Genomic DNA, 24,675 nt, shown 5'->3' on the forward strand with positions numbered 1-24,675 from the left:
TGAGGAGTAGACCGCCGTGCCGGAGACCACCACCCGGACGCGGCGCTTCGAGCCCGGCCCCGGACCGCGGCCCTACCGCCTGCCCGGCGGGACGCTGCGCCGCTCCCTCACCCTCATGGGCCGCGGCATGCGCGACTCCCCGCGCACCTCGACCCTCGCCGTCGCCAGCTCGGTGCTCTACGGGGTCGGCACCGTCGGGTCGGGCCTGCTGCTCGGCCAGGTGACCGACCGCGTCATCACCCCCGCCCTCACCGGCGACGACGTGCCCACCTCCCACGTCTGGCTCGCCGGTCTCGGGCTGCTTCTCGTCGGCCTCGTCACCGCCGCCGCGGTCGCCGGGCGGCGCGTGTGGGCCGGTGCCGCCGTCTTCGAGATCCAGGCCGCGCACCGGCTGCGCGTCACCCGCCAGTACCTGCGGCTGCCGATGTCCTGGCACCGGCGCCACCCCGCCGGCCGGCTGCTGTCCAACGCGAACGCCGACGCCGAGGCCGCCTCGGGCGTCTTCATGCCGCTGCCCTTCGCCATCGGCGTCGCCGTCATGCTCGTCGTCGCAGGCGCCGCAATGCTCGTCGCCGACCCGCTCATGGGCGTGATCGGTGTGTCCGTGCTGCCGGTCGTCGTCATCGTCAACGCGGTCTTCCGGCGGCAGATGTCCCCGCGGGTGGCCGCCTCCCAGCGGCTGCGGGCCGAGGTCTCCGACGTCGCCCACGAGTCCTTCGAGGCCTCCCAGCTCGTCAAGTCCCTCGGCACCGAGGCGGTCGAGGAGGAGCGCTTCTCCGCGGTCACCGAGCGGCTGCAGGACGCGAACATCGAGATGGGCAAGGTCCGCGCGGTCTTCGACCCGATCATCGAGTTCCTCCCCTCGGTGGCCACCCTCGCCGTCGTCGCCGTCGGCGCCGGGCAGGTCGCCCGCGGCGCGGCCGACACCGGCGACCTCGTGATGATCGCCTACCTCCTCACGCTCATGACCTTCCCGGTGCGCGCCATCGGCTTCGTCCTCGCCGAGCTGCCGCGCTCGACCGTGGGCCACGACCGCCTCTCCTACGTCGTCGACGCGACGGGTTCCATGCCCGAGGGTGGCGGGCGGCTGGACGGGCGGGGCGGTCTCACGCTCGACGTCGAGGCCGTCACCCTCGAGGTGCCCGCGCGGCTGGTCCCGGGGGAGATGGGGGAGCAGGCCACCGCCGACAGCGGCGGGACCGTCGCCCTGCTGCGCGAGGTGAGCCTGCGCGTGCCCGCGGGCCGCACCGTCGCCGTCGTCGGCCCCACCGGCTCGGGCAAGTCCACGCTCACCACCCTCATCGCCCGCCTCGTCGACCCCACCGCCGGCCGGGTGCTGCTCGACGGCGTCGACGTCCGCGCGCTCAGCCACGCCGAGCGCACCCGCCAGGTCGCCCTCGTCAGCCAGTCGACCTTCGTCTTCGACGACACCGTCCGCGGCAACGTCACCCTCGACGACGCCGGCCACGTCACCGACGAGGAGGTGTGGGCCGCGCTGCGCACCGCCCGCGCCGAGGGCTTCGTCCGCGCGCTGCCCGCCGGCCTCGACACGGTCGTGGGGGAGCGCGGCGCCACCCTCTCCGGAGGCCAGCGCCAGCGCCTCGCCATCGCCCGCGCCCTCGTGCGCCGCCCCCGCCTGCTCGTCCTGGACGACGCCACCAGCGCCGTCGACCCCGTCGTCGAGCAGGAGATCCTCGCCGGTCTCGGCGCCGGCAGCGGGGTCAGCGTCCTGCTCGTCGCCTACCGCACCGCGACCATCGCGCTGGCCGACGAGGTGGTCCACCTCGAGCGCGGCCGGGTGGTCGACGTCGGCACCCACGAGGAGCTCATGGCCCGCGACCCCGGCTACGTCGAGCTCGCCTCGAGCTACGCCCGCCGCAGCGCCGAGCAGGAGGAGGCCCGATGAGCTCGACGATCTCCGCGTCCTCCGATCTGGGCGTCGTCGCGACCGTCCGCCGCGGCCTGCAGCTGTCCCCGGCGATGCTCCAGGGCATCGGCTGGACCCTCGCGCTGGCGGTGGTGGCGACCGCGGGCCGCGTCGTCGTGCCCGTCGTCATCCAGCAGGTCACCGACAACGCGATCATGGCCGACGACGGACCGGACGTGCCCGTCGTCGTGCGGGTGGCGCTGCTCGCCCTCGCGTTCGTCCTCGTCGCCGGGCTCGCGAGCTCCGCCGTCAACATCCGGCTCTTCCGGGCGAGCGAGCGCGGCCTGGCCCAGCTGCGCACGCGCACCTTCCGCCACGTCCACGACCTCTCAGTCCTCACGCAGAACGCCGAGCGGCGCGGCTCGCTCGTCTCGCGCGTCACCAGCGATGTCGACACCGTCTCGCGCTTCGTCCAGTTCGGCGGGCTCCAGCTCATCCTCAACATCGGCCAGCTGCTCATGGCGACGGTCGCGATGCTCGTGTACTCCCCGCTGCTCGCGCTCGTCGTGTGGCTGTGCTTCACGCCGATGTTCGTCCTGGCCCCCCGCGCGCAACGGATCATCTCGCGGGCCTACGGCGCCGTGCGGGTCAAGGTGGGCGTCATGCTCGGGGCGATCTCCGAGTCGATCGTCGGCGCCGAGACGATCCGGGCCTACGGCGCCTCCGAGCGGACCCAGCGCCGCATCGACGACGCCGTCCAGGACCACCGGGCCGACGCGATCAAGGCGCAGACCTTCACCGCCCTCGCCTTCTCCACCGGCATGGCCTTCTCCGCGCTGGCGCTCGGGGCGACGGTGGTGACCGGGACCTTCCTCGCCCTGGAGGGGCACCTCACGCTCGGGCAGCTGCTCGCGTTCCTCTTCCTCGTCCAGATGTTCACCGGGCCGGTGCAGAACGCGACGGAGATGCTCAACGAGCTGCAGAACGCAGTCGCCGGCTGGCGGCGCGTCATCGCCGTCCTCGAGACCCCGCTCGAGATCACCGACCCCGCCGACCGCCCGCGTCCCGCCGGCACCCCCCGTCCCGCCGACAGCCGGATTCCTCCCGGCAGCCCCCTTCCCGCCGACAGCCGGATTTCTCCCGAGAGGCGAGGTTCCGCCACGACCCGCGCCGCGTCCGTCGAGTTCCGCGACATCCGCTTCGCCTACCCCGGCGGCCCGGAGGTGCTCCACGGCATCGACCTCACCATTCCCCCGGGCACATCCGTGGCGATGGTCGGGGAGACCGGGTCGGGCAAGACGACGCTCGGCAAGCTCCTCAGCCGGCTCATGGATCCGACGACCGGCCAGGTGCTCCTCGACGGCACCGACCTGCGCGAGCTGCCCCTCGCGACGCTCCGCAGGCGGGTGGTGCTCGTCCCGCAGGAGGGCTTTCTCTTCGACAGCACGATCGCCGAGAACATCGCCTACGGGCGCACGCCGCACTCCCGCGCGGAGGTCGAGGCCGCTGTCTCCGAGCTCGGGCTCACGGGCTGGCTCGCCACCCTCACCGACGGTCTCGACACGCACGTCGGGCAGCGCGGGGAGTCGCTGTCGGCGGGGGAGCGGCAGCTCGTCGCGATCGCGCGCGCCTACCTGGCCGATGCGGACCTCCTCGTCCTGGACGAGGCAACCTCCGCCGTCGACCCCGCGACCGAGGGCCGCATCAGCCGGGCCCTGTCGCGTCTGCAGGCCGGGCGCACGTCCGTGGCGATCGCGCACCGGCTCTCGACGGCGGAGGCGGCGGACCTCGTCGTCGTCGTGGACGCGGGCCACGTCGTCGAGGTCGGACACCACCGCGAGCTCGTCGCCCGCGGCGGTGTCTACGCCCGCATGCACGCCAGCTGGGTCCGCCAGACCCGCTGAGCCCGCCTACCAGCTCGACGCGTCGACGGAGCTGCTGAAGGACGTGACCGACCGCCCTTTGACGTTGTCCCACACCTTGCGCGCGCCGGCCCAGACGGCGTCCCGGGTGACGCGGTCGTCGTCGTTGTCGAGGTCTTGCAGGCCGTGGTGGTAGGCCGCGAGCCATGTCGGCCCCCACCGGTTCCCGCCGACCTCGGTGACCTCTTGGGGGCCGCCGGCCATGTAGAGCCGGAGTGGGCTCGGTGTGGCGGGGCCGATGGTCGGGCCGGTCGCGGGTGCCTGCGGGGACCACAGCTTGATGGTGAAGATGCAGTCCAGCACGCCCCACCCGAGGCTGCCGTTCATCGTGATGACCTTGGGGATCCCGATGTCCTCGAGCGGGCGACCGGCCACCCAGCCCCGCACGGCGTCGTTGTTCCCGGCGCCGAGCAGGTTGCCGCCGGTGATCCGCAGCGGGCCGCTGTGGTCGGCGTAGACGTCCTCGAGCTCGATGTTGAGGACCCCGGGCCGTGCCCCGAGCCCGACGGACGTCACCTGGCTGGTGAACCAGACGTCGGTCATCGAGTCCCGCTGGGCGAGGTAGGCGGCGTTCAGACTCTCGCGCAGCGCGTCGTACAGGCCCTGCGCGACGATCCACCGCTCCTCGGCGGGCGCGTTCGCGATCCGTTCGAGCAGCAGCTCGCCCTGGGTGATGGAGACCTCGTTGAGCGTGTCCTGCTGGCCGCGGCCGAACTGGGCGAGCGGGGTCGCCTGCGGGAGGTTCCCCCGGACGGCGCTGCTCACGTAGGTCTTCACCTTGCCCTGCCCGTGCTCGACGATCTGGCTCACGTACTTCTGGGCCAGGATCCCGGCGGCGACGGCGAGCTCGGCCGGCGCCCGGCCGCTCACCTCTCCCTGGATGGCACCGGCGAGGGCCGCCGCGCGGATGGTCCTGCCCAGCCGCGAGGTGATGGCCCCGCCGACCCCGCCCAGGGCCAGTCCGAGCGCCGTCTCCAGCGCCCCCACGACGACGTCCTCGGTGAACGACGGCTGGGCGTTGGTGGCGGCGCCGCCCGGCCCGGTGAAGTCGATGACGGCCTGCTGCTGGCGTGCGATGACACCCCCGGCGGAGTCCCACAGGCCCTTGACGGCCTGCGCGGCGATCTCGTAGTTCCCGTTGAACCGCCGCTCCAGCTCCGTGCGGGCGACGGCGGGCGCCGCCGGGGCCGGCGCAGGGACGGGGGCCTGGCGCTGGACGAGCCGGGTCACCCCGGCGTTCCCGACCCGGCGCTGGAGTCCGAGGACCGATACGGCGTCGTGAGGGCGGCCGGCGCGGTAGGGACCGGCCTCCGACGGCGCCGGGCGCTCGTGCAGACGCGACGGTCGCGGCGGGGGCGGCAGTACCGCCCGGTGCTCGTGCTCGGCCATGGCTGCGCTCCTGGCCCGAGGATAGGTGCCCCCAGTATGCGCGCGCGCCGCACCGGCCGGCCAGGCGCCGGCCCCACAGGCGGCGAGCTCTGCCCTTTCGGGTAGCGGACCCGTCAGACCGCCTGGACGAGCCAGGTCTCCTCGATCGGCACGCCGGCGTCGCGGACGAGGTTGAACAGGGGGCAGCGGCGGACGACCTGGGCCTTGAGCTCGGCGAGCTCCTCCTCGGGGACGGTGGTGGTCAGCGTGATGGTGAGGGCGAGCGTCTGGAAGTGCGGGGAGACGTCCGCGGTCCCGGCGAAGCCGCGGATGTCCAAGGTGCCGGTCGCCCCGGTCCCGACGCCGTCGACGGCGATCCCCAGCTCGGCGGCGACCGTCTCGACGACGACGGTCACACACCCGCTGAGCGCGCCGAGGACGTACTCGATCGGGTTCGCCCCCTCATCGGTGCCCCCGAGCGAGGGCGGCTCGGCGACGACGAAGCCGAACTGGCGGGCCGAGACGGCGGTGGACAGCTGGCCCGTCGAGCGGCCGGTCGCGGTGAAGGACGCGAGGCGCGGCGTCGGGTCGGTGGTCGGCGTAGCGGTGGCGGTCGTGGTGGTCATCGTGCTCTCCCTGTGGTCGGTGCTGGTCCTCGCACGCTAGGAAGCACCGGCCCCCCGGCACACGCCCGCACCGTGCACCGAGACGGCCAGCCCAGCCTGTCCCGCCCGGCGAGACGTCCTTGTCTGGCAAGATCGACGGGTGTCCAGCCTCGACCCCACGATCGCCGCCCGTCTCAAGCGCGACAGCACGGGCCTCGTCTGCGCCGTCGTCCAGGACGACTCCACCGACCAGGTCCTCATGGTCGGCTGGATGGACGACGAGGCCCTCGCCCGCACCCTCACCACCGGCCGCGCCACCTACTGGTCGCGCTCGCGCCAGGAGTACTGGCGCAAGGGGGACACGTCCGGCAACGTCCAGCACGTGCGCTCCGTCGCGCTCGACTGCGACGGCGACGCCCTGCTCGTGCGCGTGGAGCAGGTCGGTCCGGCGTGCCACACCGGCACCCGCACGTGCTTCGAGGCGGGCGGCGACCTCGGCGCCGTCGTCGGCGACACCGCCGCGGGGGACCCGGCGTGAGCGCCCCCGAGTGGGGCACGACCTGGCCGGATCTGCCCACCTTCCGCGAGCTCGCCGCCGACCGCCGCGTCGTCCCGGTCGTCCGCCGTCTCCTCGCCGACGACGTCACGCCCGTGGGCCTGTACCGCCAGCTGGCCGCGGGCCGACCGGGCACCTTCGTCCTCGAGTCCGCCGAGCACGGCGCCTGGGCGCGGTGGTCCTTCGTCGGTGTCCGCTCCCGCGCCACGCTCCTGTCCCGAGGCGGCCGCGCGAGCTGGCTCGGTGACGTCCCGGTGGGCGTGCCCACCGAGGGCCCGGTCCTCGACGTCCTGCGCGAGACGTTGCGCGTCCTGCACACCCCCGCCCTGCCGGACCTGCCCCCGCTGACCGGCGGCCTGGTCGGCTCCCTCGGCTGGGACGTGCTGCGCCAGTGGGAGCCGCGGCTGCGCGCGAACGCGCCCACCGAGCTCGATGCCCCCGAGGTCGCGCTGTGCCTGGCCACCGACCTCGCCGCCGTCGACCACGCCGACGGCTCGGTGTGGCTCATCGCCAACGCCATCAACTTCGACGACACCGGCGAGCGCGTCGACCAGGCCCACGCCGACGCCGTCGCGCGTCTGGACGCGATGCAGGCCGCGCTCCTCGAGCCCGTCGCCAGCCACGCCGCCGTCACCGCACCCGGCGCGCAGGCGCCTGCGGGCGAGCTGCGCTACCGCACCACCCGTGAGGACTTCGAGAGCGGCGTCCAGGCCGCCAAGCAGGCGATCCGGGACGGGGAGGTCTTCCAGCTCGTCCTGTCCCAGCGCGTGGACGTCGACTCCCCGGCCGCCCCGCTCGAGGTCTACCGGGCGCTGCGGACGATCAACCCCAGCCCGTACATGTACTACCTCGAGCTGCCCGACGAGCCGGGCGAGGGGCGCTCGGCGAGCTTCGCTGTCGTCGGCTCGAGCCCCGAGACCCTCGTCAAGGTCACCGACGGCACGGTCGTCACCTTCCCGATCGCCGGCTCCCGTCCGCGCGGCGCCGGCGCGGAGGAGGACCACGCGCTGGGGGAGGAGCTCCTCGCCGACCCCAAGGAGCGCTCCGAGCACATCATGCTCGTCGACCTCGCCCGCAACGACCTCGTCAAGGTCTGCGAGCCCACCACCGTGGAGGTCGTCGAGCTCATGGAGGTCAAGCGCTACAGCCACATCATGCACATCTCCTCCACGGTGACCGGCCGCCTGCGCGAGACGTCGACGGCGCTGGACAGCCTCGTCGCGACCTTCCCCGCGGGCACGCTCTCCGGCGCCCCCAAGCCGCGTGCCATCGAGCTCATCGACGACCTCGAGCCCGCCCGCCGCGGCATCTACGGCGGGACGATCGGCTACCTCGACTTCGCCGGCGACGCCGACATGGCCATCGCGATCCGCACCGCCTACATCCGCGACGGCGTCGCGAGCGTGCAGGCCGGGGCCGGGATCGTCGCCGACTCCGTGCCGGAGCTCGAGTACGAGGAGTCCCGCAACAAGGCCGCCGCCGCGCTCCGGGCCGTCCGGGTCGCCGCGGCCCTGCGTCCGCTCTCGGAGCAGGGATGACGACGGCGGAGAACACGTCCCGGGGCCGGCCGCCGGTGAGCCGGGGACGCGCCGTCGTCGTCGTCCTCGTCCTCGGTGCCGTCACCTTCGGCCTGTCGCTGCTGCCGTGGGCGAGCGCGACCGTGCCCACGGTGATCGCCGAGCAGACCGTCACGGTCACCGGCGGCGACGCCGCGCCCGCCACCACCGCCACCGGTCTGGCCGTCCTCGCGACGGCACTGGCCGTCGCGCTCGGGGGCCGGTGGGTGAGCCGGCTGTGCGCCGTCGCGCTCCTCGCCCTCGGTGCGCTCCTCGCCGCCGCGGCGGTCGGCTTCCTCCTCGACCCGCGGCCCCCGCTCCTCGCGGCCGCCGCTGCGGTCAGCGGTGTGCGCGAGATCTCAGCCGAGCCCTCCACCACCCTGTGGCCCTGGCTCGCGGTCGCGGCGGGCGTGCTCGTCGCTGCCTCCGCCGTCCTCGTCCTGCGTGCCGCGAGGACGGCGACGGCGGGCGGACGGCGCTTCGAGCGCGCACCCGCGGTGGGGGAACGTCCCCGTCCCACGCCCGACGCCGAGGCGCGGGACGAGCGGGTCCGCGCGATGGACGACTGGGACGCGCTCGGGCGGGGCGAGGACCCCACCGAGCCCGAGCACCGATAGGCTGACCCGCAGACCACGACCGCTTGAGAGGACGCGAACCATGGTGCAAGACGGCACGAGCCGCGACTACGACCTGCCGCCGGTCGCCCCGTTCCACAACGAGGGCAAGACCGTCGCCGGCTGGGTGATGTTCTGGGGCGTGTGCTTGGGTGCCGTCGTCGTCGCCCTGAGCATCATGATGTGGGAGACCTGGCTGCTCGTCGTCGGCGTGGCGCTCCTCGTGCTCGCGCTCGTCGTGAGCGGGGTCCTCAGCGTCATGGGCATGGGCCAGCCGCGGAACCGGGAGAAGCCGCCGCAGGGCGGCGAGCACACCTGGTACTCGTGAGGGAGCCCTCCACGGACGGCAACCGCCACGGCAGCTGGTCGCTCGCACTGGGCGTGCTCGGCCTCGTCGCGCTCCTCGCGCCGGCGGCGACCGCCGTCGTCCTCCTCGGGACGGTCGTGAGCATCACCGCGGTCGTCCTCGGCGTCAACGGCGTCCTCGCGGCGTCCGCGGGTCGGGCCACCAACCGGCCGCAGGCGGTCGCGGGGATCCTGCTCGGGGCCGTCGGGTCGCTGCTGTGGCTGCTCGCCGTCGTCGGCGTGGTCATCGGTCTTTAGTCCGCGCCCGCCAGCCGGACGGTGGGCGGGCGGTTGTCCCGGGGCACCTACGATGAAGGTCGGAACCAGGGGAGGGAGACACCGTGACGGTCCTGGAAGACATCGTTGCCGGAGTTCGTGAGGACCTTGCCGAGCGTGAGGCGCGTGTGTCGCTCGACGCGCTCAAGGAGCGTGCACAGCAGCAGCCGGGCGCCAAGGACGCGGTCGCGGCGCTGCGCGGCGGTGAGGCGGCCGTCACGGTCATCGGCGAGGTCAAGCGCTCCAGCCCCTCCAAGGGCGCACTCGCCGACATCGCGGACCCCGCCGGGCTGGCCGTGGACTACGAGGCCGGGGGCGCCAGCGCGATCTCCGTGCTCACCGAGCGCCGCCGCTTCGGCGGGTCCCTCGAGGACCTCGCCGCCGTGCGCGCCCGGGTGGACGTCCCCGTCCTGCGCAAGGACTTCGTCGTCACGCCCTACCAGGTGTGGGAGGCCCGGGCCTACGGCGCGGACCTCGTCCTCCTCATCGTCGCCGCGCTCGAGCAGACCGTGCTCACCTCGCTCGTCGAGCGCGTCCACTCCCTCGGGATGACCGCCCTCGTCGAGGCGCACGACCGCGAGGAGGCCAGGCGCGCGGTCGACGCCGGCGCGCAGGTCGTGGGGATCAACGCCCGCAACCTCCACACCCTCGAGGTCGACCGCTCCGTCTTCGCCAAGGTCGTCGACGTCGTCCCCGACGGTCTGCTCAGGGTCGCCGAGTCCGGTGTCCGCGGCCCCCACGACGTCCTCGACTACGCCCGTGCCGGCGCGGACGTCGTCCTCGTCGGCGAGGCGCTCGTCACCCAGGGCACGCCCCGCCAGGCCGTGGCCGACATGGTCGCCGCCGCCTCCCACCCCTCGCTGCGGGCGGTGCGCCCGTGAGCCTGAGCCAGGCCGAGGGACCGTACTTCGGACGCTTCGGGGGACGCTTCGTCGCCGAGGCGCTCGTCGCCGCGCTCGACGAGCTCGACGTCGCGTGGCGCGAGCTGCGTGAGGACCCCGCCTTCCAGGCGGAGCTGGACGAGCTGCACCGCACCTACACCGGACGCCCGAGCATCATCACCGAGGTGCCGCGCTTCGCCCAGCACGCCGGAGGCGCGCGGGTCATCCTCAAGCGCGAGGACCTCAACCACACCGGGTCCCACAAGATCAACAACGTCCTCGGGCAGGCGCTGCTCACCCGCAAGCTCGGCAAGAAGCGCGTCATCGCTGAGACCGGCGCCGGCCAGCACGGCGTCGCGACCGCCACCGCGGCCGCGCTGCTCGGCCTGGAGTGCGTCATCTACATGGGTGAGGAGGACGTGCGCCGCCAGGCGCTCAACGTCGCGCGCATGGAGCTGCTCGGCACCACGGTCGTGCCCGTCTCCAGCGGCTCGCGCACCCTCAAGGACGCCATCAACGAGGCCTTCCGCGACTGGGTGACGAACGTGGAGACGACGAACTACGTCTTCGGCACCGCCGCCGGGCCCCACCCCTTCCCGGGGCTGGTCCGCGACCTGCAGAAGATCATCGGCGAGGAGGCGCGCGAGCAGGTGCTCGAGCTCACCGGCTCCCTGCCCGACGCCGTCGTCGCCTGCGTCGGTGGGGGCTCCAACGCCATCGGCGTCTTCAACGCCTTCCTCGACGACGACGGCGTGCGCCTGGTCGGCTGCGAGGCGGCGGGTGACGGTGTGGAGACGGGCCGGCACGCCTCCTCCATCACGGCCGGCACGCCCGGCGTGCTCCACGGCGCGCACACCTTCCTCCTCCAGGACGAGGACGGGCAGACGGTGGAGTCGCACTCGATCTCCGCCGGGCTCGACTACCCCGGCGTGGGCCCCGAGCACGCGTGGCTCGCCGAGGCCGGCCGTGCCGAGTACATCCCCATCGACGACGCCTCCGCGATGGAGGCCTTCCGCCTGCTGTGCCGCACCGAGGGCATCATCCCGGCGATCGAGAGCGCGCACGCGCTGGCCGGCGCGATCCAGATCGGCAAGGCCGCGGCGGACGCCGGCGAGCCGGCCCCGACCATCCTCGTCAACCTCTCCGGTCGCGGGGACAAGGACGTGGAGACGGCTGCGGCGTGGTTCGGGCTGCTCGACGACGAGTCGGCAGCCAGGCCGCAGGACGAGGCGAAGACCGGCTCCGTGGACGGTGCCGGCTACGAGGCGACGGGGAGCGTGGAGAACTGATGGACCAGCAGACGACCTCCCGCCGGGGCTCCGCCGCGGCCATCGACGCCGCCCTCGCCGAGGACCGCAAGGGCCTGGTCATCTACCTGCCCGTGGGCTTCCCGACCGTCGACCGGTCGGTCGCCGCCGCGCGGACGGCCGTCGCGGCCGGAGCCGACGTCGTCGAGCTCGGGCTGCCCTACTCCGACCCGGGCATGGACGGGGAGGTCATCCAGCACGCGACCACCCAGGCGCTGGCGCAGGGCACGCGCATCACCGACGTGCTGCGCGCCGTCGAGGAGGTCGCTGCGACCGGTGCGGCCGTCCTGGTCATGACGTACTACAACCCGGTGCTGCGCTACGGCGTCGAGCGCTTCGCGCGCGACCTCGCCAGCGCGGGCGGCGCCGGGCTCATCACGCCCGACCTCATCCCCGACGAGGCCGGCCACTGGGTCGCCGCCGCCGACGAGCACGGCCTCGACAAGGTCTTCCTCGTCGCCCCCAGCTCCACCGACGACCGCCTGGCGATGACCGCCGAGGCCTCCCGCGGCTTCGTCTACGCGGCCTCGACGATGGGCGTCACGGGTGTGCGGTCCGCCGTCGACACCCACGCCCGCGAGCTCGTGGCCCGTACCCGCGCCGCCGGCGCCCAGCGGGTGTGCGTGGGCCTGGGCGTGTCGACGGGGGAGCAGGCGGCGGAGGTCGCCGAGTACGCAGACGGCGTCATCGTCGGCTCCGCCCTCGTGCGCACCCTCCAGGACCCCGACGAGAAGGCGGCCCTCGCCGCCCTCGGCACCCTCGTCGAGGACCTGTCCGCCGGCGTCCGCCGCTAGCCCGGCCCGCCCGCCCGCGGCCCCCGTCCGGCCCGGGCGCCCCCCGGCGCCCCCTCCCGCGCCGACAACTGAGCTGTCCCTGACAACCCGCCCACGGCATCGGGAATCGGCGTCAGCCCGGCACGTTACGCTGCCCGGGTGCTGATCCTCCCCGCATCGATCCCGAGCCCCTCCCAGGCCGAGTGGTTCCTCGGGCCGTTCCCGCTGCGGGCCTACGCCCTTGCCATCGGGCTCGGCATCGTCGCCGCCTGGTGGATCCTCGACCGCCGCTACACCGCCAAGGGCGGCCCGCGCGACACGGCCATCGACGTCGCGCTGTGGATGGTGCTCTTCGGGATCGTCGGCGCCCGGATCTACCACGTCATCTCCTCCCCGGACGCCTACTTCGGCGAGAACGGGAACCCGGCCCGGATCATCGAGATCTGGAACGGCGGCCTCGGGATCTGGGGCGCGATTGCGGGCGGCGCCGTCGGTGCCGCGATCGCGATGCGTCGCCGCGGCCTGCGCCTGGCGCCCTTCGCCGACGCCCTTGCGCCCGGCCTCCTCGTCGCTCAGGCGATCGGCCGCCTGGGCAACTACTTCAACCAGGAGCTCTACGGCGCCCCGACCACGCTGCCGTGGGGCCTGGAGATCGACGCCGCGCACCGCGTGGCCGGCTACACCGACCCCGAGCTCCTCTTCCACCCGACCTTCCTCTACGAGATGGTGTGGAACCTCGCGATGGTCGGCGTGCTCCTGTGGGCCGAGCGCCGCTTCCGCCTGCGTCACGGCCGCGTCATGTGGCTCTACGTCATGCTCTACACGCTGGGCCGCGGGTGGATCGAGTACCTGCGCATCGACACCGCTGAGACGGTCCTCGGCGTGCGCCTCAACGTGTGGACCTCGGTTCTCGTCTTCCTCCTCGCCTTCGCGATCTTCGTCCGCATCGGGCGTCGCACCCGTGGCCGGGAGGAGCAGATCTGGCTCCCCGGCCACGGGCCCGCCGAGGGTGGGACCGACGCGGTCGCCGTCGAGAACGACGATGTGACGCGCCCTTCCGCCGGCGACGACGTGACGTCCCGCCCCGCCGACGACGACGCCGCGCCCGCCCCTGCCGAGGAACGGCGCGGCGACGGCTGAGCGCCGGGGTCAGCTGAAGCTGCTCCCCACCTTGCGTCCGATCGCGAGGTGACCGCCGAGCGCACCGCCCGCGCCCATCGCGAGGGTGCCGAGCTGGCTGAGCGCCACACCCGTCGCGTGACGACCGGAGCGGCGCGCGAACCATGAGCTGGCGAACAGCACGACCGCGGCACCGTTGGCGGCCGCGTGCACCACGCCCGTGCGCCGGTCCTCGCGCTTGCCGGTGCGTGCCCACTCCGCCCAGCCCGTCACCGCCGTCGGGACGGCTGCCAGGACGCCCAGACCAACGAGCCGACGGGCCGCCGGCCGGGAGCTCGGCAGCGTGAGGTCGAGGACCAGCGAGCTGGTCCACAGACCGATGGGCAGGTCGGTGAGGATGGGGTGCAGGGCGTGCCCGAGCTGCTTGCCGAGGAGCAGGTCGCGCCTGCCGGGGGAGGCGACGAGCAGGTCGGTAGGACCTGTCAGGCGGGCGACGAGACCGTCCAGCCGCTCGTCCTTCTCGACGACGGCTGCCAGCCGTGCACCCAGGGACTCACTCGTGCTCATCGGTCAGCTCCTTGTGCCGCGGTCCGGTAGGGCAGCAGTGCTACGAGCAGGCCAACGATGACCGAGGCCAGGTGCAGCCAGTTGTCCGCCCAGTTGATGTTGAGGAAGTTCGCGTCGGGATTGTCGACGACGACGAGACCGTAGACGAAGGCGGCGCCGTAGCCGATGACGAGCAGCCAGCCGAAGGTGCGGGCACCGCTCGCGCTGCGCCACAGCACCACGCCGAGCAACCCGATGAGCAGGTGCACGACGTTGTGCGCCGGGTTGATCGCGAAGCCGAGCAGCGTCTGGCTGTGGTCGTGCTCGGTCCAGCTGTCGAAACCGGTGACGGCGAAGCCGGCGACGCCGACGACGAGGTATACCGCTCCGATGAGGAGCGCGAGCCACTGGTGCGTCCCCCGGTGTGGCGCGGGGTCTCGGGTGGTTGACATGTCGTCCTCCAGCGAGGTTGGTCCGGTGTGGCCCCATGATCGTGGCGTCCCTCACGCAACGCATCCCGAGACCAGCGGATGCCGTCCGGCGGAGCGGACGTGAGAATCGCGTCCATGGCCAACACTCCCCACCTGACCGACGACGCCCAGCAGCTCGCCAGGACCGTGGCCGAGCACGCGATCGACCGCGGCGTCACCGTCGCCACCGCCGAGTCCCTCACGAGCGGCCAGATCGCCGTCCACCTCGGCGCCGCCCCCAACGCGGGCACCTGGTTCTCCGGCGGCGCCGTCACGTACACCGTCGAGGCGAAGCAGAAGGCGCTGGGCGTGCCCGACGTCCCCGTCATCAGCGAGGCGTGCGCCCGGACGATGGCCGAGGGCGCCGCGCGCCTGCTGGGTGCGGACTGTGCCGTCGCCGTCACCGGCGTCGGCGGGCCCGACCGGCAGGAGGACCAGCCGGTGGGCACGGTGTTCATCGCGATCCACACGCCGGCGGGCACGACCTGCGAGAAGCACCACTTCGACGGTGACCCGCAGGAGATCCTCGACGCGACGACCGCCCGTGCGCTGAAGCTCCTCGGGGCCGGCTTGGAGGACGCCGGCGGGAAGTGAGCTGTCGGCGGTAGGTCGGCTGTCGGCGGTAGGCCGACGGCGCACCGTGTGAGGTGGGTCGCAGGCGTCCACACTGCGGCGTGGTCGTCGAGCGACCCCGGCGGCGGCGCTAGCATGGGGCGCGATCTGCCCGTCCTTTAAAGACCCGTCCCGTGAGGCGGGGAAGGAGCCAGCCAGATGTCTCTCGGCCCTGTCGTACCCGTGCTCGGTCCCCCGGAGATCACCCGGGCGCTGACCCGTATCTCCCACGAGATCCTCGAGCGCACCGACCCGGAGGACCGTCTCGTCCTCCTCGGCATCCCCACCCGCGGCGCCCCGCTCGCCCAGCGCCTGCACGAGCGCGTGCTCGCCGCCGGCGGCAGCGCGGAGCTCGGCACGCTCGACGTCACGATGTACCGCGACGACCTGCGCTCCCAGCCCACCCGTACCCTGCTCCGCACCGAGCTGCCCCCCGGCGGGGTGGACGGCGCCACCGTCGTCCTCGTCGACGACGTCCTCTACTCCGGGCGCACCATCCGCGCGGCGCTCGACGCGCTGTCCGACCTCGGCCGCCCGGCCCGGGTCCAGCTCGCCGTCCTCGTCGACCGCGGGCACCGTGAGCTGCCCATCCGCGCGGACTATGTTGGCAAGAACCTGCCGACCTCCCGCCACGAGCGGGTCCGGGTCACCCTCGGGGACGTCGACGGCGGCGAGGACGCCGTCGTCATCGTCAAGCCGGTCGAGGGGGAGGAGCGATGAGGCACCTGCTCTCCGCCGCCGACCTCGACCGCGACGCGGCCGTCGCCCTCCTCGACACCGCCGAGGAGATGGCCGTCACCCAGTCCCGGGAGATCCGCAAGCTCCCCACGCTGCGCGGCCGGACCGTCGTCAACCTCTTCTTCGAGGACTCCACCCGCACCCGGATCTCCTTCGAGGCGGCCGCCAAGCGGCTCTCGGCCGACGTCATCAACTTCGCCGCCAAGGGCTCGAGCGTGTCCAAGGGGGAGTCCCTCAAGGACACCGCCCAGACCCTCCAGGCCATGGGCGCGGACGCCGTCGTCATCCGCCACGGCGCCTCCGGTGCCCCGCACCGCCTCGCCCACTCCGGCTGGATCGACGTGCCGGTCGTCAACGCCGGGGACGGCACCCACCAGCACCCCACCCAGGCGCTCCTGGACGCGTACACGGTCCGTCGTCACCTCGCGGCCGACGACGACGGCGACTCCCGCGGCCGCGACCTCACCGGTCTGCGCGTGGTCGTCGTGGGCGACGTCCTCCACTCGCGGGTGGCGCGCTCGAACGTCGACCTCCTCACCACGCTCGGTGCGCAGGTCACGCTCGTCGCCCCGCCCACCCTGGTCCCGGTCGGCGCCCACGCCTGGCCGGCGCAGGTCGAGTACGACCTCGACGCCGCCCTCGCCACCGGCCCGGACGCCGTCATGATGCTGCGGGTCCAGCGGGAGCGGATGTCGAGCGCCGGGGGTGGCTTCTTCCCGTCCCCGCAGGAGTACCACCGCCGCTACGGCCTCACCGGCGCCCGCCTCGCGCGCCTGCCCGAGCACGCGATCGTCATGCACCCCGGCCCGATGAACCGCGGCCTGGAGATCTCCGCGGAGGCCGCCGACAGCCCCCGCTCGACCATCGTCGAGCAGGTCGCCAACGGGGTCTCCGTGCGCATGGCCGTCCTCTACCACCTCCTCGCCGGCGCGCCGGCGCCCACGACGACGCAGGGAGCACCCGCGTGACCAGCCACCTCATCCGGGGCGCCGCGCCCCTGGGCGCCGAGCCCACCGACCTCCTCCTCGCCGACGGCGTCATCACCGCCACCGGCCCCGACGCCGCCGCCCAGGCGGGCAGCGACGCCCACGTCGTCGACGCGGACGGTCTCGTCGCCCTGCCCGGGCTCGTCGACCTCCACACCCACCTGCGCGAGCCCGGCCGCGAGGACGCCGAGACCGTGTGGTCCGGCACCCGCGCCGCCGCGCTCGGCGGCTTCACCGCCGTCCACGCGATGGCCAACACCCAGCCGGTTGCCGACACCGCCGGCGTCGTCGAGCAGGTGTGGCGGCTGGGCCGCGAGGCCGGCTGGGCCGACGTGCTGCCGGTCGGCGCCGTCACCGTGGGGCTGGCGGGGGAGCAGCTCGCTGAGCTCGGGGCCATGGCCGCCTCCCAGGCCCGCGTGCGGGTCTTCTCCGACGACGGCCTGTGCGTGTGGGACCCCGTCCTCATGCGCCGGGCCCTGGAGTACGTCAAGGCCTTTGACGGCGTCATCGCCCAGCACGCCCAGGAGCCGCGCCTCACCGCGGGCGCCCAGATGAACGAGGGCGTCGTGTCCTCCGAGCTCGGGCTCACCGGCTGGCCGGCCGTCGCGGAGGAGGCGATCATCGCCCGCGACGTCCTCCTCGCCGAGCACGTCGGCTCCCGCGTGCACATCTGCCACCTGTCGACCGCCGGGTCCGTGGAGATCGTGCGCTGGGCCAAGGCCCGCGGCATCGACGTCACCGCCGAGGTCACCCCCCACCACCTGCTCCTCACCGACGAGCTCGCCCGCAGCTACGACCCGGTCTTCAAGGTCAACCCGCCGCTGCGCACGCAGGAGGACGTCCTCGCCCTGCGCGCCGCGCTGGCCGACGGCACGATCGACATCGTCGCCACCGACCACGCCCCGCACCCGGTGGAGGCGAAGGACTGCGAGTGGGCCGACGCCGCCTTCGGCATGACGGGCCTGGAGACCGCGCTGTCCGTCGTCGTCGAGACGATGGTCGAGCCCGGCCTGCTCGACTGGGCCGGCGTCGCCCGCGTGCTGTCGACGACGCCCGCCCGGATCGGGCGCGTCGAGGGGCATGGGCGACCGATCGCCGTCGGGGAGCCGGCCAACCTCACCCTCGTGGACCCGGCCGCCCGCGTCGTCGTCGACGGCGCCCAGCAGGCGACCACCAGCCGCAACACCCCGTTCCAGGGCCGTACCCTTCCAGGGCGCGTCGTGGCCACGTTCCTCCGCGGGCGTGCGACCGTGCTCGACGCCCAGCCCGTCGCCAGCACCACAGGAGGAACCCGTTGAGGAACCAGCGTGAGGACGCCCTGCTCGTCCTCGAGGACGGCTACGTCCTGTCCGGGCAGGCTTACGCCGCCGAGGGCCGCACGGTCGGGGAGATCGTCTTCGCGACGGCGATGACGGGGTACCAGGAGACGGTCACCGACCCCTCCTACCACCGGCAGATCGTCACGATGACCGCCCCGCACATCGGCAACACGGGCGCCAACGACGAGGACCAGGAGTCCACCCGCACCTGGGTGGCCGGGCTCGTCGTGCGCGAGCCCGCGCGGCGCGCCTCGAGCTGGCGCTCGACCCGTGAGTTCGAGGACGAGCTGCGCGAGCAGGGCGTCGTCGGCATCTGCCACCTCGACACCCGCGCCCTCACCCGTCACCTGCGCGACCGCGGCGTCATGCGCGCCGGGATCTTCTCCGGCTCCGCGCTGCCCGCCGGCGCGATGGGGCGGGACTCCTCCGCGATCAGCGTGCTCGTCGATCTCGTCCGCCAGGCGCCCGCGATGAGCGGCGCCGCCCTCGCCGGTGAGGTCTCCACCCAGGAGCGCTACGTCGTCGAGCCCAGCGGGGACTTCGCCGGCAGGGAGCCCGTCGCCGAGATCGTCGCCGTCGACCTCGGGATCAAGGCGCGCACCCCCGCCCAGCTCGCCGAGCGCGGCGCCCGCGTGCACGTCGTCCCGCAGCACACCACGCTCGCGCAGATCCTCGCCCTCGAGCCCGACGGCGTCTTCTTCTCCAACGGCCCCGGCGACCCGGGCAGCGCGGACCACGAGGTCGAGGTGCTGCGCGGGGTCCTGGCCCAGGGGCTGCCCTTCTTCGGGATCTGCTTCGGCAACCAGCTCCTCGGTCGCGCCCTCGGCTACGGCACCTACAAGCTCGACTACGGTCACCGCGGCGTCAACCAGCCCGTCCTCGACCGCGCCACCGGCAAGGTCGAGATCACCGCGCACAACCACGGCTTCGCCGTCGACGCGCCCGTGGGCGAGGAGAGCGTCGCCCCTTACGACGACGGCCGCTTCGGCCGCGTCGAGGTCTCCCACATCAGCCTCAACGACGGGGTCGTCGAGGGCCTGCGCGCCCTGGACATCCCCGCGTTCTCCGTCCAGTACCACCCCGAGGCGGCCGCCGGCCCGCACGACGCCGCCCACCTGTTCGACCGCTTCCTCGAGCTCGTCGCCGCCCGGCGGCAGACGCGCTCCCAGACGACCGGAGAGGACGCCTGATGCCGCGTCGTACCGACCTGCGTTCCGTACTCGTCATCGGCTCCGGGCCGATCGTCATCGGGCAGGCCGCCGAGTTCGACTACTCCGGCACCCAGGCCTGCCGGGTGCTGCGCGAGGAGGGCCTGCGCGTCATCCTCGTCAACTCCAACCCGGCGACGATCATGACCGACCCGGAGATCGCCGACGCCACCTACGTCGAGCCGATCACCCCCGAGGTCGTCGCGACGATCATCGCCAAGGAGCGCCCCGACGCGCTGCTGCCCACCCTCGGCGGGCAGACGGCCCTCAACACGGCGATCGCGCTGGACGAGGCCGGGGTGCTGGCCGAGTACGACGTCGAGCTCATCGGCGCGTCCGTCGCCTCCATCCACGCCGCGGAGGACCGTCAGGCCTTCAAGGAGATCGTCGAGCAGTGCGGGGCCAGCTCGGCCCGCTCGGTCATCTGCCACTCGATGGAGGAGTGCTACGGGGCCGCGGAGGAGCTGGGCTACCCGCTCGTCGTGCGTCCCTCCTTCACCATGGGCGGCCTCGGCTCGGGCCTCGCGTACACCCCCCAGGACCTTGAGCGGATCGCCGGCGCCGGCCTGCACTACTCGCCGACGACCGAGGTTCTTCTCGAGGAGTCGATCCTCGGGTGGAAGGAGTTCGAGCTCGAGCTCATCCGCGACAAGGCCGACAACGTCATCGTCGTGTGCTCGATCGAGAACGTCGACCCCGTGGGCGTCCACACCGGTGACTCGATCACCGTCGCCCCGGCGATGACGCTCACCGACCGGGAGTTCCAGAACATGCGCGACATCGGCATCGCGATCATCCGCGCCGTGGGCGTGGACACCGGTGGGTGCAACGTCCAGTTCGCCGTCGAGCCCTCCACGGGGCGCATCGTCGTCATCGAGATGAATCCGCGCGTCTCGCGCTCCTCCGCGCTGGCGTCCAAGGCCACCGGCTTCCCGATCGCCAAGATCGCGGCGCGCCTCGCCGTGGGCTACACGCTCGAGGAGATCCCCAACGACATCACGAAGACCACCCCGGCCTCCTTCGAGCCGGCGCTGGACTACGTCGTCGTCAAGGTCCCGCGCTTCGCCTTTGAGAAGTTCCCCGCCGCCGACCCCGTCCTCACCACCACGATGAAGTCCGTGGGCGAGGCGATGGCGCTCGGCCGCAGCTACACCGAGGCCCTGCAGAAGGCCATGCGCTCGATCGACGCCAAGGGCAGCGTCTTCCACTGGCTGGGCGAGGCACCGGACGCCGAGCAGACGGCCGCGCTGCTCGAGACGGTGCGGATCCCGACGACGGAGCGCCTTGTCCAGGTGCAGCAGGCCATCCGCGGCGGCGCGACCGTCGAGCAGCTCTTCGAGGCCACCTCCATCGACCCGTGGTTCCTCGACCAGATGGTGCTCCTCGACGAGGTCGCCACCGAGCTGCGCGAGGCGCCGGCCCTCACCCCCGAGCTGCTCGCCGAGGCCAAGCGCCACGGCTTCTCCGACGTCCAGGTCGGCCAGCTGCGCGACCTGTCGGAGGACACCGTCCGGGAGGTGCGCCACGCCTACGGCCTGCGCCCCGTCTACAAGACGGTCGACACCTGCGCCGCGGAGTTCGCCGCGCAGACGCCGTACCACTACTCCTCCTACGACGTGGAGACCGAGGTCGAGCCGCGCGAGCGCCCGGCGGTCATCATCCTCGGCTCGGGCCCCAACCGGATCGGCCAGGGCATCGAGTTCGACTACTCCTGCGTCCACGCGACCATGGCGCTGGCCGAGCAGTTCGAGACCGTCATGGTCAACTGCAACCCCGAGACGGTCTCCACGGACTACGACATCTCCGACCGGCTCTACTTCGAGCCGCTCACCTTCGAGGACGTCCTCGAGGTCTACCACGCGGAGCTCGCCGTCGGGCCGGTGGCCGGCGTCGTCGTCCAGCTCGGCGGACAGACCCCGCTGAGCCTGGCCCAGCGCCTCGCCGACGCCGGCGTGCCGATCCTCGGCACCCAGCCCGAGGCCATCGACGCCGCCGAGGACCGCGGCCGCTTCGGCGCCGTCCTGGCCCGTGCGGGCCTGCCCGCTCCCGCGTTCGGCACCGCGACGACGCTCGCACAGGCCGAGGAGGTGGCCGAGGGCATCGGCTTCCCGGTGCTCGTGCGCCCCTCCTACGTGCTCGGTGGGCGCGGCATGGAGATCGTCTACGGCGTCGAGCAGCTGCGTGACTACGCCGGCCGCTCCGACCTCGGTGCCGCGACCGGCCCGCTCCTCATCGACCGCTTCCTCGATGACGCGACCGAGATCGACGTCGACGCCATCTACGACGGCACCGAGCTCTTCCTCGGCGGCGTCATGGAGCACATCGAGGAGGCCGGCATCCACTCCGGCGACTCCGCCTGCGTGCTGCCGCCGGTGACGATCTCCGAGCGGGAGATCGCGCGCATCGCCGAGTCGACGCGTGCCATCGCCGACGGCGTGGGCGTGCGCGGGCTCATCAACATCCAGTTCGCGCTCGTCTCCGACGTCCTCTACGTCATCGAGGCCAACCCGCGGGCCTCGCGCACCGTGCCCTTCGTCGCCAAGGCCACCGGCGTGCCGCTGGCCAAGGCTGCCTCCCTCGTCATGGCCGGTGCGACGATCGCCGAGCTGCGCGAGCGGGGGATCCTGCCCGAGCACGACGCGACGCGCCTCGACCTCGGCGCGCCGATCGCCGTCAAGGAGGCGGTGCTGCCCTTCAAGCGCTTCGCCACCCGCGCGGGCTCCGTCGTCGACACCGTGCTCGGCCCGGAGATGCGCTCGACCGGTGAGGTCATGGGCTACGACGTCGACTTCCCGCGGGCCTTTGCCAAGTCCCAGGCCGCCGCCTACGGTGGGCTGCCGACCACGGGCACCGTCTTCGTGTCCGTCGCGGACCGTGACAAGCGGGCGCTGGCCATCCCGGTCGCGCGGCTGCAAAGCCTCGGCTTCGAGATCCTCGCGACGAGCGGCACCGCGACGGTGCTGCGCCGCAACGGCATCCCGGCGCGGTTGGTGCGCAAGGCCTCCGACGGGCGCGGGCCCGACGGTGAGCCGACGATCGTGGACCTCATCGAGACCGGCCAGGTCGACATGGTCGTCAACACCCCGTCCGGCCAGGGCGCCCGTGCGGACGGCTACGAGATCCGCACGGCGACGACGGCGGCCGACAAGCCGATCATGACGACCGTCCAGGAGCTCTCCGCCGCGGTCCAGGCGATCGAGGCGGCGGGCCTGGGCCCGATGACCGTCACCTCCCTCCAGGAGCACGACGCCGCCCGGGCCGCCCGGTGAGCGCCACACCCCCCTCCGCCGACAGCCGGATTCCTCCGGCCGGCAACGCCACCCCTCCCGCCGACAGCCGGATCTTGCCCGGCGGGCCGGTGCCCTTCGGCACCCGGCTCGCCGCGGCGATGGCCGAGCACGGGCCGGTGTGCGTGGGCGTCGACCCCCACCCCGGCCTGCTGGAGGCGTGGCGGCTGCCCGACGACGCGGCGGGCTTGCGCGAGTTCGCGATGCGCGTCGTCGAGGTGCTCGGGGGGCGGGTGGCGGCGCTCAAGCCGCAGTCGGCGCTCTTCGAGCGGCACGGCTCGGCGGGCGTCGCCGTCCTCGAGGACGTCCTCGCGGCCTGCCGCGACACCGGCACGCTGAGCGTCCTCGACGTCAAGCGCGGGGACATCGGCTCCACCATGGCCGGCTACGCCCACGCGTACCTCGCCGACGGCGCGCCTTTGGCCGCGGACGCGATCACCCTGTCCCCGTACCTCGGGCTCGGCTCCCTCGCGCCCGCCGTCGAGCTCGCTCACGCCACCGGCAGGGGAGTGTTCGTCCTGGCCCTCACCTCCAACCCGGAGGGAGCCGCGGTGCAGCACGCCGTCGGTACCGACGGGCGCTCGGTGGCTGCCGGGATCGTCGACGGCGTGGGCGCGCTCAACACGAGCGGCCCGGCACCCACGGGGCTCGGCTCGGTGGGTCTCGTCGTCGGCGCCACCATCGGCGACGCCGCACGCCGGCTCGGCATCGACCTCGCCGGCTCCCGGGCCCCGCTGCTCGCCCCCGGCTTCGGCGCCCAGGGCGCCGGGCGTGCGGAGGTGGCCGAGGTCTTCGCCGGGGCGGAGCAGGCGGTGCTCGCCAGCACCTCGCGCGCCGTCCTCGCCGCAGGCCCGGACGGCCTGGCCGCCGCCGCTGAGCGGGCGGTCGCCGAGGTGCGCGACGCCCTCGCCGGCTGACCGGCCGCCGCCGCCGGTGGCGCAGAGCCGCGAAGTGTGGTGAGGACGACCCGGGCGCCCGCGGGGGGCCGGCTCCCCGGCCTCGCAGGTACTGGCACACTGAGCTGGTCGCTGGGTACCTTGCCCTCAGCCCCTCCCGTGTCCCCGTCCCCGAGGTGATGAACGTGGCTCTGCCCTCCTTGACCCCCGAGCAACGCGCCGCCGCGCTGGCCAAGGCAGCGGCCGCCCGCACCCGCCGGGCCGAGGTGAAGAACCGCCTCAAGTACTCCCAGACCTCCCTCTCCCAGGTCATCGCCGACGCCGCCGACGACGAGGCGCTCGGCAAGATGCGCGTCGTCGAGCTGCTCGAGTCCCTCCCTGGTGTCGGCAAGGTGAAGAGCCGGGCGATCATAGCCGAGGTCGGCATTTCCGAGGCCCGCCGCGTGCGCGGGCTGGGGCACAACCAGGTCCAGTCCCTCGTCGAGCGGTTCGGGTGACCGTGCCCACCACCTCTCCCGCCTCCGCGGCGCGGCTCACCGTCCTCGCCGGGCCCACCGCCGTCGGCAAGGGCACCGTCTCCGCCGACATCCGCCGCCGCTACCCCCGCGTGTGGCTGTCGGTCTCCGCCACCACCCGCGCGCCACGCCCCGGTGAGGTCGACGGCGTCCATTACCACTTCGTCTCCGAGGAGGAGTTCGAGCGGATGATCGCCGACGGCGAGCTCCTCGAGTGGGCCGTCGTCCACGGCCAGAACCGCTACGGCACCCCGCGCGGCCCCGTCGAGGAGCAGCTGCGCAGCGGCGAGCCCGCGCTCCTGGAGATCGACCTCCAGGGCGCGCGCCAGGTGCGCAGGACCATGCCCAACGCCCACTTCGTCTTCCTCGCCCCGCCCTCCTTCGAGGAGCTCGAGCGCCGGCTCGTGGGCCGCGGTACGGAGGGCCCGGAGGAGCGCGAGCGCCGCCTGCGCACCGCCCGGGAGGAGCTCGCGCACGCCGACGAGTTCGACGACGTCGTCGTCAACGACGTCGTGACACGCGCCACCGACGAGCTCGTCTCCCTCATGGGCCTGGCAACCGAGTAGACTGGGACGTTGCGCGTGCCCGGTGCAGGCGCGCCCCGAAACGAACACGTGAGGTGAGCATGTCCGGAACCGTTGCCCAGCCCGTTGGCATCACCAACCCCCCGATCGACAAGCTGCTCGAGGCGGCGGACTCCAAGTACGCCCTCGTCATCTACGGCGCCAAGCGCGCCCGTCAGATCAACGCCTACAACTCCCAGCTCCAGGAGGGGCTGCTCGAGTTCGTCGGCCCGCTCGTCCCGCACGGCCAGACCGACAAGCCTTTGTCGATCGCGCTGCGCGAGATCAACGAGGGACTGCTGACGGTCAACCCGACCCAGGAGTGAGCGTGCCGGGGGCGACCGGG

Annotated in this window: 25 protein-coding genes; 21 read left to right on the top strand and 4 right to left on the bottom strand. The window is 73.5% G+C overall.

Going from position 1 to position 24,675, the window contains the following annotated elements:
- Positions 1 to 16: 16 nt before the first annotated feature.
- Entirely contained in the window at positions 17 to 1,906 is a 1,890-nt protein-coding gene (locus M3148_RS02320) for an ABC transporter ATP-binding protein (RefSeq protein ID WP_308203201.1), read from the top strand.
- On the top strand, positions 1,903 to 3,771 hold the full coding sequence (locus M3148_RS02325) for an ABC transporter ATP-binding protein (RefSeq protein ID WP_251303045.1): 1,869 nt from the start codon (positions 1,903 to 1,905) through the stop codon (positions 3,769 to 3,771). Before M3148_RS02320 ends, M3148_RS02325 begins: the two co-directional genes overlap by 4 nt.
- Before the next feature lie 6 nt (positions 3,772 to 3,777).
- Here M3148_RS02325 and M3148_RS02330 read toward each other — a convergent pair whose 3' ends face one another.
- Both M3148_RS02330 and M3148_RS02335 read right to left on the bottom strand, forming a co-directional pair.
- Entirely contained in the window at positions 3,778 to 5,178 is a 1,401-nt protein-coding gene (locus M3148_RS02330; protein ID WP_251303046.1) for a hypothetical protein, read from the bottom strand.
- 113 nt (positions 5,179 to 5,291) lie between these two features.
- Positions 5,292 to 5,783, bottom strand: a complete 492-nt coding sequence (locus M3148_RS02335; protein WP_251303047.1) for an OsmC family protein — start codon at positions 5,781 to 5,783, stop codon at positions 5,292 to 5,294.
- Positions 5,784 to 5,922: 139 nt separating this feature from the next.
- On the opposite strand from M3148_RS02335, the gene hisI reads away from it, so the two are divergent.
- The 9 genes from hisI (at position 5,923) to lgt (ending at position 13,210) form a co-directional block, all read left to right on the top strand.
- Positions 5,923 to 6,300 carry a phosphoribosyl-AMP cyclohydrolase gene (gene hisI / locus M3148_RS02340; protein ID WP_251303048.1) on the top strand — a complete coding sequence of 126 codons (378 nt, stop codon included), beginning with the start codon at positions 5,923 to 5,925 and terminating at the stop codon, positions 6,298 to 6,300.
- On the top strand, positions 6,297 to 7,856 hold the full coding sequence (locus M3148_RS02345) for an anthranilate synthase component I (RefSeq protein ID WP_251303049.1): 1,560 nt from the start codon (positions 6,297 to 6,299) through the stop codon (positions 7,854 to 7,856). The genes hisI and M3148_RS02345 overlap by 4 nt, the downstream gene beginning before the upstream one ends.
- Positions 7,853 to 8,491: a Trp biosynthesis-associated membrane protein gene (locus tag M3148_RS02350; protein WP_251303050.1), complete on the top strand. Its 639-nt coding sequence runs from the start codon at positions 7,853 to 7,855 to the stop codon at positions 8,489 to 8,491. Before M3148_RS02345 ends, M3148_RS02350 begins: the two co-directional genes overlap by 4 nt.
- 40 nt (positions 8,492 to 8,531) lie before the next feature.
- A complete protein-coding gene (locus tag M3148_RS02355; RefSeq protein WP_251303051.1) occupies positions 8,532 to 8,816 on the top strand; it encodes an HGxxPAAW family protein in 285 nt (94 codons plus the stop codon).
- Positions 8,813 to 9,091 (top strand): hypothetical protein, encoded by a 279-nt coding sequence (locus tag M3148_RS02360; protein ID WP_251303052.1) that lies wholly within the window; start codon positions 8,813 to 8,815, stop codon positions 9,089 to 9,091. The genes M3148_RS02355 and M3148_RS02360 overlap by 4 nt, the downstream gene beginning before the upstream one ends.
- Before the next feature lie 83 nt (positions 9,092 to 9,174).
- Positions 9,175 to 9,990 carry an indole-3-glycerol phosphate synthase TrpC gene (trpC, locus tag M3148_RS02365; RefSeq protein WP_251303053.1) on the top strand — a complete coding sequence of 272 codons (816 nt, stop codon included), beginning with the start codon at positions 9,175 to 9,177 and terminating at the stop codon, positions 9,988 to 9,990.
- Entirely contained in the window at positions 9,987 to 11,279 is a 1,293-nt protein-coding gene (gene trpB, locus M3148_RS02370; protein WP_251303054.1) for a tryptophan synthase subunit beta, read from the top strand. Before trpC ends, trpB begins: the two co-directional genes overlap by 4 nt.
- Entirely contained in the window at positions 11,279 to 12,091 is an 813-nt protein-coding gene (gene trpA / locus M3148_RS02375) for a tryptophan synthase subunit alpha (RefSeq protein ID WP_251303055.1), read from the top strand. The genes trpB and trpA overlap by 1 nt, the downstream gene beginning before the upstream one ends.
- Before the next feature lie 138 nt (positions 12,092 to 12,229).
- Complete coding sequence (gene lgt / locus M3148_RS02380; protein WP_440136885.1) at positions 12,230 to 13,210, top strand: prolipoprotein diacylglyceryl transferase; 981 nt, start codon at positions 12,230 to 12,232, stop codon at positions 13,208 to 13,210.
- A gap of 9 nt (positions 13,211 to 13,219) precedes the next feature.
- Here lgt and M3148_RS02385 read toward each other — a convergent pair whose 3' ends face one another.
- Both M3148_RS02385 and M3148_RS02390 read right to left on the bottom strand, forming a co-directional pair.
- On the bottom strand, positions 13,220 to 13,756 hold the full coding sequence (locus M3148_RS02385; RefSeq protein WP_251303056.1) for a DUF2231 domain-containing protein: 537 nt from the start codon (positions 13,754 to 13,756) through the stop codon (positions 13,220 to 13,222).
- Positions 13,753 to 14,187, bottom strand: coding sequence for a DUF4383 domain-containing protein (locus tag M3148_RS02390; protein WP_251303057.1), 435 nt, complete (start codon positions 14,185 to 14,187; stop codon positions 13,753 to 13,755). The genes M3148_RS02385 and M3148_RS02390 overlap by 4 nt, the downstream gene beginning before the upstream one ends.
- A gap of 114 nt (positions 14,188 to 14,301) precedes the next feature.
- On the opposite strand from M3148_RS02390, the gene M3148_RS02395 reads away from it, so the two are divergent.
- The 10 genes from M3148_RS02395 (at position 14,302) to rpoZ (ending at position 24,655) form a co-directional block, all read left to right on the top strand.
- On the top strand, positions 14,302 to 14,799 hold the full coding sequence (locus M3148_RS02395; protein ID WP_251303058.1) for a CinA family protein: 498 nt from the start codon (positions 14,302 to 14,304) through the stop codon (positions 14,797 to 14,799).
- A 177-nt stretch (positions 14,800 to 14,976) separates the two neighbouring features.
- Entirely contained in the window at positions 14,977 to 15,537 is a 561-nt protein-coding gene (gene pyrR / locus M3148_RS02400) for a bifunctional pyr operon transcriptional regulator/uracil phosphoribosyltransferase PyrR (protein WP_251303059.1), read from the top strand.
- Positions 15,534 to 16,523 carry an aspartate carbamoyltransferase catalytic subunit gene (locus tag M3148_RS02405; protein WP_251303060.1) on the top strand — a complete coding sequence of 330 codons (990 nt, stop codon included), beginning with the start codon at positions 15,534 to 15,536 and terminating at the stop codon, positions 16,521 to 16,523. Before pyrR ends, M3148_RS02405 begins: the two co-directional genes overlap by 4 nt.
- The gene (locus M3148_RS02410; protein WP_251303061.1) at positions 16,520 to 17,839 is read left to right on the top strand and encodes a dihydroorotase; all 1,320 of its coding nucleotides are present in this window, start codon (positions 16,520 to 16,522) and stop codon (positions 17,837 to 17,839) included. The genes M3148_RS02405 and M3148_RS02410 overlap by 4 nt, the downstream gene beginning before the upstream one ends.
- On the top strand, positions 17,836 to 19,050 hold the full coding sequence (gene carA, locus M3148_RS02415; protein ID WP_251303062.1) for a glutamine-hydrolyzing carbamoyl-phosphate synthase small subunit: 1,215 nt from the start codon (positions 17,836 to 17,838) through the stop codon (positions 19,048 to 19,050). The genes M3148_RS02410 and carA overlap by 4 nt, the downstream gene beginning before the upstream one ends.
- Entirely contained in the window at positions 19,050 to 22,337 is a 3,288-nt protein-coding gene (carB, locus tag M3148_RS02420) for a carbamoyl-phosphate synthase large subunit (protein ID WP_251303063.1), read from the top strand. The genes carA and carB overlap by 1 nt, the downstream gene beginning before the upstream one ends.
- Before the next feature lie 119 nt (positions 22,338 to 22,456).
- On the top strand, positions 22,457 to 23,272 hold the full coding sequence (pyrF, locus tag M3148_RS02425; protein WP_251303367.1) for an orotidine-5'-phosphate decarboxylase: 816 nt from the start codon (positions 22,457 to 22,459) through the stop codon (positions 23,270 to 23,272).
- A gap of 164 nt (positions 23,273 to 23,436) precedes the next feature.
- Entirely contained in the window at positions 23,437 to 23,748 is a 312-nt protein-coding gene (mihF, locus tag M3148_RS02430; protein ID WP_251303064.1) for an integration host factor, actinobacterial type, read from the top strand.
- 2 nt (positions 23,749 to 23,750) lie between these two features.
- Positions 23,751 to 24,332 carry a guanylate kinase gene (gene gmk, locus M3148_RS02435; RefSeq protein ID WP_251303368.1) on the top strand — a complete coding sequence of 194 codons (582 nt, stop codon included), beginning with the start codon at positions 23,751 to 23,753 and terminating at the stop codon, positions 24,330 to 24,332.
- A gap of 59 nt (positions 24,333 to 24,391) precedes the next feature.
- Positions 24,392 to 24,655 carry a DNA-directed RNA polymerase subunit omega gene (gene rpoZ / locus M3148_RS02440; RefSeq protein ID WP_110851226.1) on the top strand — a complete coding sequence of 88 codons (264 nt, stop codon included), beginning with the start codon at positions 24,392 to 24,394 and terminating at the stop codon, positions 24,653 to 24,655.
- The last annotated feature ends 20 nt before the right edge of the window (positions 24,656 to 24,675 follow it).

This window comes from Georgenia satyanarayanai, assembly GCF_023715365.1.
Taxonomy (GTDB): Bacteria; Actinomycetota; Actinomycetes; order Actinomycetales; family Actinomycetaceae; genus Oceanitalea; species Oceanitalea satyanarayanai_B.